At 41.1% G+C, this 12,021-nt stretch carries 10 protein-coding genes; 4 read left to right on the top strand and 6 right to left on the bottom strand.

All coding sequences use genetic code 11. The annotated features are described in order from the left end of the window. A complete protein-coding gene (locus tag H5125_RS16275) occupies positions 1–1,179 on the bottom strand; it encodes a thiamine pyrophosphate-dependent dehydrogenase E1 component subunit alpha (protein WP_162023054.1) in 1,179 nt (392 codons plus the stop codon). A gap of 156 nt (positions 1,180–1,335) precedes the next feature. Beyond that, entirely contained in the window at positions 1,336–2,364 is a 1,029-nt protein-coding gene (gene astE, locus H5125_RS16270) for a succinylglutamate desuccinylase (RefSeq protein ID WP_101088352.1), read from the bottom strand. 221 nt (positions 2,365–2,585) lie between these two features. On the opposite strand from astE, the gene msrA reads away from it, so the two are divergent. Then, the gene (gene msrA / locus H5125_RS16265; protein WP_101088353.1) at positions 2,586–3,065 is read left to right on the top strand and encodes a peptide-methionine (S)-S-oxide reductase MsrA; all 480 of its coding nucleotides are present in this window, start codon (positions 2,586–2,588) and stop codon (positions 3,063–3,065) included. A gap of 213 nt (positions 3,066–3,278) precedes the next feature. On the opposite strand, the gene H5125_RS16260 is transcribed toward msrA, so the two are convergent. From H5125_RS16260 to H5125_RS16250, 3 genes are all read right to left on the bottom strand, one after another. Beyond that, positions 3,279–3,521: a hypothetical protein gene (locus H5125_RS16260; RefSeq protein ID WP_101088355.1), complete on the bottom strand. Its 243-nt coding sequence runs from the start codon at positions 3,519–3,521 to the stop codon at positions 3,279–3,281. Between the two features lie 259 nt (positions 3,522–3,780). Beyond that, positions 3,781–4,140 carry a hypothetical protein gene (locus H5125_RS16255; protein WP_101088356.1) on the bottom strand — a complete coding sequence of 120 codons (360 nt, stop codon included), beginning with the start codon at positions 4,138–4,140 and terminating at the stop codon, positions 3,781–3,783. Positions 4,141–4,151: 11 nt separating this feature from the next. Next, on the bottom strand, positions 4,152–5,180 hold the full coding sequence (locus H5125_RS16250; protein WP_101088357.1) for a hypothetical protein: 1,029 nt from the start codon (positions 5,178–5,180) through the stop codon (positions 4,152–4,154). Positions 5,181–5,732: 552 nt separating this feature from the next. Here H5125_RS16250 and trxB point away from each other — a divergent pair. Next, positions 5,733–6,686 carry a thioredoxin-disulfide reductase gene (gene trxB / locus H5125_RS16245; protein ID WP_182744766.1) on the top strand — a complete coding sequence of 318 codons (954 nt, stop codon included), beginning with the start codon at positions 5,733–5,735 and terminating at the stop codon, positions 6,684–6,686. 63 nt (positions 6,687–6,749) lie between these two features. Here the strand turns inward: trxB and H5125_RS16240 are convergent, their stop codons facing one another. Beyond that, positions 6,750–7,310 carry a GNAT family N-acetyltransferase gene (locus H5125_RS16240; protein ID WP_182744765.1) on the bottom strand — a complete coding sequence of 187 codons (561 nt, stop codon included), beginning with the start codon at positions 7,308–7,310 and terminating at the stop codon, positions 6,750–6,752. A gap of 179 nt (positions 7,311–7,489) precedes the next feature. On the opposite strand from H5125_RS16240, the gene H5125_RS16235 reads away from it, so the two are divergent. Both H5125_RS16235 and H5125_RS16230 read left to right on the top strand, forming a co-directional pair. Continuing rightward, positions 7,490–8,677: an efflux RND transporter periplasmic adaptor subunit gene (locus H5125_RS16235; RefSeq protein WP_101088360.1), complete on the top strand. Its 1,188-nt coding sequence runs from the start codon at positions 7,490–7,492 to the stop codon at positions 8,675–8,677. 5 nt (positions 8,678–8,682) lie between these two features. Next, positions 8,683–11,868, top strand: coding sequence for an efflux RND transporter permease subunit (locus H5125_RS16230; protein ID WP_101088361.1), 3,186 nt, complete (start codon positions 8,683–8,685; stop codon positions 11,866–11,868). Positions 11,869–12,021 lie beyond the last annotated feature (153 nt).

Below are 12,021 nucleotides of genomic sequence, written 5' to 3'. Positions count from 1 at the left end.
TTAGAGTCTCCCTGCGCTTTTTGGATAGGCTTTTGGATACTTAGCAATGTGTTCTTTCAGCTCTTTAAGCTGTTTTCTCAATGCTGGAGTCGGTTTATCAAGCACATCTTCAATAATTTCATCTAGTTTCGGAATAGGTAACTTTTCAGCTACTTTAACCGCTGCTAATACTTCTTCGCGATAACGTTCAAATAACTTGGCTTCATCGGCTTCAGTTATCCAGCCTTTGTTAACCATCCATAATTTAAAACGTTTTACTGGATCGTGTTGCTGCCATTTGGCTTCTTCTTCTTTTGAACGGTAACCAGATGGATCGTCTGATGAAGAATGCGCGCCCAAACGATACGTCATCGCTTCAATCAATACTGGAGCATTATGTTCAAGTGCGTGGGCACGAGCTTGTTGCGTGGCGGCTAACACCGCTAGCATGTCGTTACCGTCTACACGAATGGTATGCATACCGTAACCAACACCCCGACTGGCTATACCGTTACCGGCAAATTGCTCTTCTGTAGGGGTTGAAATAGCATAACCATTGTTACGACAGAAAAAGATGGTCGGAGACTTAAGCACTGCGGCCATATTCAAGCCAGCATGGAAGTCACCTTCTGATGCTGCGCCTTCACCAAAATAACAAATGGCGACGTTACGCTTGCCTTGTAATTTCATGCCATAAGCAACACCTGTGGCTTGTGGAATTTGAGTTGCTAAAGGTGATGAAATAGTTTGGTAATTAAGTTCGCGACTACCGTAATGAATCGGCATTTGGCGACCTTTACCTAAATCTTTCTCGTTACTGAACATTTGATTCATAAATTGTTCAGTCGTAAAGCCGCGATAACGCAATGAGGCGTGCTCACGATATTGAGCCAAAATGACGTCGTCTTTATCAAGCGCGGCTGTGCTGCCAATAATTGAGGCTTCTTCACCGGTACAGGTCATGTAAAAACTAATCCGTCCTTGACGCTGGGCACCCAACATACGCTCGTCTAATACGCGTGTAAAAACACAGGTATCAAAGATTTTTTCGGCCAGAGCCTTGTCGATTACTGGTAGAACCGCACTTTCATAAGTGGTGCCATCAGCTTGCAAAATACGCAAAATGGGGATGTGCAATGACGCTTTGTCTAAGAAGCTGACACGGTGCACTGTTTCATTGGTCAGTGGTGCGTTGCTCATATTATGCTCTTGTTATTGTTGAGCCATGTTCAACATAAACATGGCTCTATTTATACTATGCGAGTAGACATTACGTTAACGTAAACTACCTATCAATACTTACTCTCACTGTAAACGCATTTTACTCGCGATTGACATGTATATATTGCTTTACGACTAGATAATAGTTTCGTTCAACGCGGGTACTAAACACAACACCGTACGTTGGCCAACCGGCACGTTCTCATTAGGAAATACGATCGCTTCTAATGGTTGCTCGACTGTGATTTGCTTCCCGCCTTCTGTCGCTAATACCTCGCCCTGACTAAAGGCACTGAAGTTTTCTGCATCGCCTGCAAAGCTAAATTCAAAATTATCAAAGTGCTTGTTAATAGAGCGCGATACCTTATACAAATTGACCTTGCTAGGGTCGAACTCAACAGGTGCTAACTCAGTTTCAGTAATCAACTTTTCAAGCATAGTATGAGTTTGTGCAAAACGACTCATATCATTTTGGCCAAATGGCATTACTTTGCCTAATTCCACAGTAAAAGCATCTGCTTGAAATTGCTCTGACGAATAATAACTAAACGTCGTTGTTGGTTCGTGGTGAAACAACATAGTATCAACGCCACATGCCGCCAAAAACATAATTTGTTCACCGCTAAAAGCACGGCCAGGACGGTATGGGTATATGGCAAACTTTTCATGCTTAGAAGCACGAATAGCAGTATGTAAGTCGTAATGAATACGCTGATTGTCATTATTGGCATTGAAAAAGTCTGCCACGTATTGCTCTAACGCTTTTGCTCGGTGACGCTCCGGATGGCTTAAGCCCTCGCCTTTAGAATGCGCGCCACTAAATAGACGATTCATGTTTTCATCAATAAAACGGGTTTTATTGATGATCGCGGCCGGATTACCAATTAAAAACATCACTCGCTGCTTGGCAACAATTCGTTGGCTGAGCAAATCTTTAATGAGTTGATTACAGATTTCAATCGGTGCAGTTTCATTACCGTGCACAGCACAAGACAGCACGATATCTTTGGTTGCATTAGCCGGAGTAAATACAATCACTCCCGTATCCCATACATCTACACGGGTATGATCTGCCAACATAAAATCAGATGCTTCAGGTAATTGATTTGGATTGGCTAAGGTATAGGCTAAAAAATCATGGTTTATCATCAGGTCAGATAACACTATCAACTCCTTGTCTCATTATTATATGGCGTAGTTAACTTTGACGTAAAACGATGTTAACTATTACTGCCTATTGTCGCGGATTCTATCATAGCCAAACGCTATTTTATTGGTGGCATATGTTAGATTTATTTATTAATAAAAGTTTGCTTGCAAAACTACACAATATTCAACACAATTGTAGCCATCTAGACTTCTATAATTTGTTTTAAGGGTATGTCATGGCGTTAGCAACATTTGGTGCAGGCTGTTTTTGGGGTGTTGAATATTTTTTCCGTGAAATTAACGGCGTCAGTAACGCAACGTGTGGCTACATGGGTGGCAAAGACAGTGCGACCACATATAAAGAAGTGAAGACGGGTTCAACTGGTCACGCAGAAGTGGTTCAAGTTGAGTTTGATCCAGAAATCGTCAGTTACGACGACTTGTTGGACACTTTTTGGAAAAATCACAACCCAACCATGCTGAATATGCAGGGCGGTGACATTGGTACTCAATATCGCAGCACGATTTTTTTTCACGATAAAGAGCAAAAAGCCCAAGCTGAAAGCTCAAAGCTGGCATTAGCACGAAGCGGTAAATGGGGACAGCGTCATATTGTGACTGAAATTGTACCGATACAAACATTCCACATTGCCGAGGAATACCACCAGAATTATTTAGAAAAAAATAATTTACCAACCTGTCACTTGGTTTACTAATTGGATTGAGATAAATAGTACTTTTCTTATTCGTGATCAACCAAAATCACTGAGATTTTTGAGTTTACGACACATTGTTGAAATAAGAGAGATGTCCTTATTTCAACAATGAAACAAAAACACCCTATTTGAGCAACGGCAGAGGATAGATGTTTTTGTTAGCTTTTACTTAATATTACTCATCGATGTAAAATCAATCACCCAGTAACACTACTAACTCTTATGGATATATAGATAGTAAATAATTAATCCAAGAGTAAAAATACTTACCAAAGAAATAATGTAGAACCACGCAAGTTTTTTGTCTTTGCTTCGACTAAAGCGCTTTGTCGCTTCAATATTAACAAGAGAAGCATGACGTTTGAGGTTGGGCCAAGCTATAACCCCAGCGTAAGCAACCATTCGTGCACCAATACCTTTATCCCAAGCTGGGGGCTCTATCCCTTCTTTCAACATTTCTTGCTCAAGATGTTTAATAGTAATGCGGCCAAATAAAAATATGGCAGTACCTCATATAAGCAATACAATAAAAAACACTACAGCCATCCAGCTTTCAGTTGATAGTTCTAACATAAATCCCTCGCTATAGGCTATTTAATCAGTCACCTAAATTAAAGGCTTTATTAGCTCCGAATATCCCAATCCCATTACCGGCCTTAGTCACCACAATACCGATTGTTATCGTCGTATCTAAATATTAAGGCAACCAATTTTGCTAGTTATCAGGGCCGTATAGATAAGCAACAGTGAACATAAGAGTAAAAAACACAACACTAGAGATCTGTACAAATACAGCCAAATACCAGTCGACTTTTCGACTAAAGCGCTTGGTAGCTTCTATGTCAACAATAGAAGCATGCCTTTTAGCGTTAGGGCGCATGATAATACTCGCATAAGCGGGGTATCTCATACCTATGCCTTTATCCCATTCTGCCGGCAATATGTCCTCTTTTGCCATTTCGCGCTCAATATGCTTAACGGTAATTCGGCCAAACAAAAGTACAGCAATACTCCACATACAGAAGGTAATAAAAAAAAATATACCCATCCAGTCTTCAGTTGATAGTTCTGACATGAATACCTCCTTTACAGGCTATTAAGCCAATCTCCGATATTATAGGCTTTATTGGCAGCCCATTTCCCAGCAATATCTCCACCTTTAGCCGCTACAACTCCAACCGTAATGGCAGTACCGATAATAATGACCCATCCAACAGGCGTAGCTAGCATAGCAACACCTAGGCCGGCTGCTACGACTTGACCTCCCCCCCATAAACCAGCAGCTGTACCTATACCAAAACCGGCAGTTTCAACCGCGGCACGCTTTTGCCAATTAGCTCCAGCTAAATAATCAACATGTACATTGCCCGCACGAATCCCAGCATCAAGCACAATTAACCCTTTACCGAGAACATTAGCTCCCATTTCAAAAGCACGTAAATTTTGAAAATCGACTGTAGAGGTAAATTGAATCGGTTTTATGGACCTACCGCTTTTTGCTTTATTGATACCTCGATCAGCATTACTGTAAACAGTACCTCTTTTGCTTTTGACCCGACCAATGTATTTATTGATTTCTGCTTGGAACTTTTGATTAAAGTCTTTCCCTAGTTCCCTTGCGTTTTGTTCTAACATCATCATTTGGGCTTTAGGATATTTTGCTTGTGCGCCAATTCTTACTTTCTCTAATGCATCTTGAAGTTTATTAGCGGCTTTAGCAAAGTTACTTAATCTTGTATCTAAGGCAGTTGATGCTGCGCCTATGGCTCCTATGCTTTCATTGCGCAGCATGGGTGCTAACTCTGCTTGATAAAAATCAGCGAGTGCTTGTAGGTTTTCGCCTCCAAACATATCATCCATCAAAGCGATATTTCGTTTTGCTTGTTGTGGTAAAGATTGTATTTGATTAAGCGTGCAGACTAATTCAGGTCTTTCTTGGCGCCAATTAGTGCCATTAGTGTTGCCATTACGCATAATGAAAGGGGTGCCAGCAGAAACAAAAGCACCATTAATATGTGGATTGTCTTGTTGAAACGTAGCAAAGACTTGTTCGTTATTTGGGTTAACTGGGTAGGTATTACTTTTGCTATAGCATAGCTCTATATTATTTGGCATCGTTTAATCCTTTAAAAAAATCAATCCTATTGAAGCTGCTATGAATCATTTGAGCTTCAGTCAATGAGCAATGAATATATCATCATTAAAAAAAAATGATGTATAATTGTTAACCTAATATAAGGTTTTAGCTATGAGCGATGCCGTTTCATTGGAATAAATGATATTTCTCCGTTCCAAGGTGTGCTATCAGAACAGCAATATTTTAATCGCCATTTTATAAACAATTGTTTTTTTGCACACCTGTTATAATTTGTTCACGATAAAAGGCCTCTTACTATCATTTATATCCTTCATTACTCATTTGATATATTTTAACGTTGAGGTTACTTTTATCTGTGCAGGTCATAATGATTAACTATTCTATTAAAAAATCAACAAGCGCTAACTAGTTTTGATTTGTTTCAGGTAACGTCACTCACCTGAAACGGAATATTTACACAATAGATAACCCCAATCGATTTCCTGCACTCAACTTCACTTTACCCGCAGCGGTAAATTCCATACAATCCCATGCAAATTGCTTAAGGCATGTTATCGGAGAACAAAATCATGAGTGAAGCTCGTCACGTTAACCTACTAATTTTAGGTTCTGGCCCTGCTGGCTATACCGCTGCTGTTTATGCTGCGCGTGCAAATTTAAATCCTGTGATGATCACAGGCATGCAGCAAGGTGGTCAATTAACCACTACGACTGAAGTAGAAAACTGGCCAGGCGATGCTGAAGACTTAACTGGTCCAGCATTAATGGAACGCATGCAAAAGCACGCTGAGAAGTTTGATACTGAAATTATTTTTGATCACATCAACGAAGTGACACTAACTGAGCGACCTTTTCGCTTAAAAGGTGACAACGGCGAGTTTACGTGTGATGCACTCATTATTGCTACTGGCGCATCGGCTAAATATTTAGGCCTCCCGTCTGAAGAAGCATTCATGGGCCGTGGTGTTTCTGCCTGCGCAACATGTGATGGTTTCTTCTATCGTAACCAAAAAGTTGCGGTGGTTGGTGGTGGTAACACTGCAGTTGAAGAAGCACTTTACTTAAGTAATATAGCTTCTGAAGTTCACTTAATTCACCGTCGTGACAGCTTCCGTTCAGAAAAAATTCTGATCAATCGCTTAATGGATAAAGTTGCGAACGGTAATATCATTTTACACCTAGACCAAACACTTGAAGAAGTGACGGGTAACGAGATGGGTGTAACCGGGCTTAAGAAGAAAAGCACTAAAGATGGTCCAGTGACCGATTTAGAAGTCGCTGGTGTGTTTATTGCGATTGGTCACAGCCCTAATACTGGTATTTTTGCTGGTCAATTAGAAATGAATCACGGTTACTTACAAGTAAACAGTGGTTTACAAGGCAATGCGACTCAAACTAGCATTGAAGGCGTATATGCTTGTGGCGACGTGATGGATCAACATTACCGTCAAGCCATCACTTCTGCCGGTACGGGTTGTATGGCTGCACTTGATGCTGAGCGTTATTTAGACGCTAAAAAGTAATCGACAGTATGTAATACAACAAAAGAGCAGCTCAGGCTGCTTTTTTTATTGCCTTAAAAAACATTACACCGCTTTTTGATAAAACACGGCTTCAGTATCTCCTAAAGGATCGCGGTGAATACTTTTATGTTGAAACGTCATACCGAGTTTTTTCATAATCGCAATTGAGGCAATATTTTCCTCTACTGCTATCGCACTCACATGAGTCACGTCATCAGGCTCACTGACAGCATCCATGACCGCTTTGGCAGCTTCTGTAGCATAGCCTTTACCCCAACAAATATGCTTAAACCGCCAACCTAACTCTAAGTTATGCGGTTGTGCTTGGGTAAAAAAGTGCATCGGTCTGACTAATACCCAGCCTAAATACTCGCCGCTTAACCCGTGTTGGTCATTGGCGTAACAATCGAGCGCATGGACTTTCCATAATCCCCAACCTTTTGGCGGATTTAAATATTGAGCCAATCTAGGTAACATGATCGTATCTATCTGATGCTGAGTGGTTTTATTGCCGCCATTAAGAAAGTGCATGACTCGTTCATCTTGGTCTAGTTCAAATAATAGTGCGCTGTCATTAAGAGTCATTAATGACAGTTGTAATCTAGAGGTGTTTTCAATCTGCACAATATCTGTTCCCTAAAGGTTTTATGTCATGAGATCACATGCAAGTAGTTGACACACAAGTTTACACAATGAAACAACAAACACTAAACATATCGATTAACATATACAGTAGAAAAAAGACTATTGGTGGTATGAAATGAACTTACTGCAAAAATATCGGATTATAAAAAGGAAGCATTGTGGCTACTAAAAAACAAATAATATTACCCATCATAGTATTAGGTATTGGAATAGCCGGTTTAGTTGGCATTGCTGCACTAAAAAAACCGCCTGAAGAAAAGCCTGAAGTTGATACCACCCCTTTAGTGTCTGTTCAAGCACTTGAATATAAACCGATGACTTTTTCTGTCAGTTCATACGGTGTTGTCGCGGCAAAATACGACACCGAACTCGTCGCACAAGTCAGTGGTGAAATTATTTATTTAGCCGATAAATTCGTCAAAGGTGGCTTTGTTAAAAAAGGTGATGTTTTAGCTAAAATTGATCCCAGTGACTATGAAGCTGGATTATTAGATGCTCAAGCAAACATCGCCTCGTCTAAAGCCAACATGGTACAAGAACGAGCCAATGCCGAAGTTGCCTTACGTGAATGGGCCGAAATAACCAGCAGTAAGCCAACTGATCTTAGTTTGCGCAAGCCGCAATTAGCACAAGAATTAGCCAAGCTAAAAAGTGCTGAAGCGGGTTTATTACGTGCACAGCGCGATTTAGAGCGGACTGTTATCCGCGCGCCGTATGATGCACTTATATCCAGCCGTGAAATCGGTTTAGGCGCATACGTCACCACTGGCAGCAAAATTGGTCATGTTTACAATACTGATACAGCAGAAATTCGCTTACCGCTAGCCGATAAAGAAATGCAGTATTTGGATAAAAAAGGCACTCATGCTGAAGTACGATTAGCGGGAAACTTTGCCGGAAGCAAACAAGAGTGGATAGGAAAAATTGTTCGCAGTGAAGGCGTGGTAGACAGCAAAAGCCGGATGACATACCTGGTTGCCGAAATAGACGATCCATACGGACTCAATAGCGATAAAAATGAATTACGATTTGGCACCTATGTTACCGCCTATGTTGAAGGCAGTAATGCCGGTAATGTGGCCATTATTCCGCGTCATTTGATTGTAAATGGTTTAGTTGCTGTGATGGATAGCGACAAAACCTTACGCTATAAACCTGTTAACATTATTCGCCAAGAAGGCGCGAATGTCGTGATTTCCGAAGGTCTTGAATCAGGAATGCAAGTAATAACATCAGCGCTTGATTATCCGTTAGAAGGTATGCAACTTGCTCTGCCTGAAGATAAAATCTTACAAGATGAGTCAGTAGAAACAGAACAAACTGAACTTGCGATGGAAGGTAAATAAACATCATGGACGATACTAACAAAGGAATTATCGCCTGGTTTGCCCGCAATAGCGTTGCGGCAAACTTGTTGATGATCATTATCATACTCGGTGGTCTGTTGACCGCTAATACAATCCGTAAACAGTTCTTCCCTGCCGTTGAAGTTAACTGGATTCAATTTAGCGCCGTGTATCCAGGTACTGCACCACAAGAAGTGGAAGAAGGCATTACCATTAAGATTGAACAAGCCTTAGAAAGCGTTCAAGGCTTAAAAAGGGTTATTACCTATTCGAATCGTAATATAGCGCAGGGATATTTTCAGGTTGAAGACTCATATGATCCACAAGTCGTACTTGAAGAGGTTAAGTCTGAAATTGACTCCATCTCAACCTTTCCAGGCGGCATGGAGCCCCCAAAAGTTGAACGGATTAAGTTTCGCCAAGAAGTAATGTATTTAAGCCTTTATGGTGACTTAAACCAAAAGCAACTCAAAGATTTAGGCGAGCGCATTAATGATGAAATCATGCAATTGCCTGGGGTCAACATTAGCGAATATTATAGCGGCTTAAGTTATGAAATTGGTATTGAAGTCAGTAAAGACCGTTTACGTGAGTTTGGGATAACGTTTAATGATGTGGCTGAGGCTGTTCGCGGCTATTCACGCAATATGTCTGCAGGCCAAATCAAAGCAGAAAATGGTTACATCAATTTACGCGTTCAGAATCAAGCCTATGTGGGTTACGAGTTTGAACAACTGCCTTTATTGACACTAGATGATGGTACCAAAATCTTATTAGGTGATATTGCCACCGTAAATGATGGCTTTGAAGAAGGTATTCAATACTCTAAATTTAATGGTAAAAATTCAGTTACCTTTTTCATTGGCGCGGGTAAAAATCAAAGTATTACTGATGTGGCAGATACCATTAATAGCTTTGTCGATAAACAGCAAAAAATATTACCACAAGGAGTCAAACTTGAACCTTGGGTAGACATGACTTACTACTTGGATGGCCGGTTACAACTGATGCTCGACAGCATGAAAAGTGGTGCGATATTAGTGTTTATCATGCTGGCTTTGTTCTTGCGAGTTCGATTGGCTTTTTGGGTGATGATGGGACTGCCTGTATGTTTCCTCGGTACCCTATTGTTTATGCCAATGGCATTTATTGATGTGACCATTAACGTTATCAGCTTGTTCGCCTTTATCTTAGTGCTGGGGATCGTGGTCGACGATGCCATTGTAATGGGCGAAAGTGCCCACAGTGAATCAGAAGAACACGGCCAAAGTATTGACAGCGTTATCCGTGGCGTTAAAAAAGTCGCTATGCCAGCTACATTCGGGGTACTGACCACGATTGCCGCTTTCCTACCGATAACCATGGACGATGGCCCATCATCAGCATTTGGGCAAGCAATCGGTTTTATCGTTATTTTATGTTTATTGTTTTCATTAATAGAATCAAAGTTGATTTTGCCTGCGCATTTGGCGCACATGAAAAAACCAACCATTGTTAAACCTGGTTCAAAAAACCCATTAGATTGGTTACGTAATGGGGTTAATTTTGTTCAAGGTAAAATTGATCGCGGTTTAACGAAATTTATTAAGTCTATCTATCGCCCTTCCCTTGAATTAGCGGTTGAGTATCGTTACGCAGTCATCATGTTGTTTATTAGCTTGATCTTAGTATGTGTTGGGCTCTATATGGGCGGTTTGGTTCGTTTTATCGGTCAACCAAAAATTCCACACGACTTTCCTCGAGTCACCGTTGAAATGAACGTTGATGCATCAGAAAAATCGACGCTCGCGGCCGCACTGGCCATAGAGCAGACATTATATGATGTTGATAAAAAGATTGAGCAGCAATATGGCCAGAAAATGATTTCTGACATGCAGGTCGATCTTAAAGGGCAAACAACGGCTGAAGTGATGACTAAATTGGTCGATCCATCACTCAGACCAATGGATACCTTTGCTTTAGCAGACTTATGGCGCAAAGCAATGCCACAAATTCCTGGGGTTAAATCGTTTAGCGTTCAAGACAGTTTAATGGGTGGCGGTCGTGAAGACGGTGACATTAGCTTTAGGCTTGAAGGTAAAGATGAAAGTCAGTTGGTTGCAGCGTCATTAGCTCTAAAAGCCAAGCTAAATTCACTTAAAGGCGTCAGCGACGTAAACGACAGCCGCCAGTCAAGTGCTAAAGAAGTGCAGTTCCAATTAAAGCCATTGGCCAATGCATTGGGCTTAACCTTAGCCAATATCGCCTCACAGGTGGGTAATAGTTTTTACGGTCTTGAAGCACAACGTATCATTCGTAATGGCGAAGAAATCAAAGTGATGCTGCGCTACCCTGAAGAGCAGCGTAACTCAATTGCATTGGTACAAGATGTGATGATTAACACCCCACAAGGTGCAGAGTTACCCTTATCTGAAGTTGCGGAAATCAAGGTCGTGCAAGGCGTAAACAGTATCCGCCGCGAAAATGGTAACCGAACCATTAACGTGTGGGCCAATGTAGATGCAGATCAAACTGAACCGTTTAAATTGGCTAAAGATATCCGTGATAACTTTATGCCAGAGTTGCTGATTAAGTATCCACGCGTCCACAGTGAAGTATCTGGCAGTATTCAAGAGCAATTAGACAGCGCAGATACACAAATGCGTGACTTTATTTTATCGCTATTGCTGATTTATAGTTTGTTGGCTATTCCACTGCGCTCATATATTCAACCTATTATGATTATGTCGGTGATTCCGTTTGGGGTTATCGGTTCCGTAATGGGACACATCATTTTAGGCATCGATTTAAGTGTGCTATCGATGTTTGGTATTATTGCCGCTGCTGGTGTTGTGGTGAATGACTCACTAGTGATGGTGGATTATGTCAATAACTCCCGCAAAGCGGGTGTGCCGATGAAACAAGCCGTGCTCAATGCAGGTTGCCGACGCTTTAGAGCTATCATGCTTACCTCATTGACAACATTCATTGGTCTAGTGCCAATTATGGCTGAGACCAGTATGCAAGCTCAAATGGTAATCCCAATGGCTGTTTCATTAGCGTTTGGGGTGTTGTTTGCGACTGTGGTAACTTTATGTCTCATTCCATGTTTGTATATTGCTATTGAAGACGGTAAAGCATTGATCCGCAAGGTCATCAATATTTACGTCCCAGCTCCTTCGTCTACGATATCTGTAACCGAACAACATTAAAGCAGCAATATTAAAGCAGCAATAATAACGACAATGAAACCGACAATGACTAAGGGCCTAAATGGCCCTTTTTTATTGCATTTTTATGGCCGAGACAATGCTCTGAAATCGAGTCTATCGATGGTTTTTTTTGATGAGATAATTGATTACCAA

It is taken from the genome of Shewanella sp. SR44-4, from assembly GCF_014163715.1.
In the GTDB taxonomy this organism is placed as follows: domain Bacteria; phylum Pseudomonadota; class Gammaproteobacteria; order Enterobacterales; family Shewanellaceae; genus Shewanella.
Note: the sequence above shows the minus strand (reverse complement) of the source record. Positions and strands in the feature narration are given on the sequence as shown.

Excerpts from the sequence above, each read along its gene's own strand:
- H5125_RS16275 (WP_162023054.1), bottom strand. The coding sequence starts at position 1,179 with ATGAGCAACGCACCACTGACCAATGAAACAGTGCACCGTGTCAGCTTC.
- H5125_RS16250 (WP_101088357.1), bottom strand. The coding sequence starts at position 5,180 with ATGCCAAATAATATAGAGCTATGCTATAGCAAAAGTAATACCTACCCA.
- msrA (WP_101088353.1), top strand. The coding sequence starts at position 2,586 with ATGGCGTTAGCAACATTTGGTGCAGGCTGTTTTTGGGGTGTTGAATAT.
- H5125_RS16230 (WP_101088361.1), top strand. The coding sequence starts at position 8,683 with ATGGACGATACTAACAAAGGAATTATCGCCTGGTTTGCCCGCAATAGC.
- H5125_RS16260 (WP_101088355.1), bottom strand. The coding sequence starts at position 3,521 with ATGTTGAAAGAAGGGATAGAGCCCCCAGCTTGGGATAAAGGTATTGGT.
- trxB (WP_182744766.1), top strand. The coding sequence starts at position 5,733 with ATGAGTGAAGCTCGTCACGTTAACCTACTAATTTTAGGTTCTGGCCCT.
- H5125_RS16255 (WP_101088356.1), bottom strand. The coding sequence starts at position 4,140 with ATGTCAGAACTATCAACTGAAGACTGGATGGGTATATTTTTTTTTATT.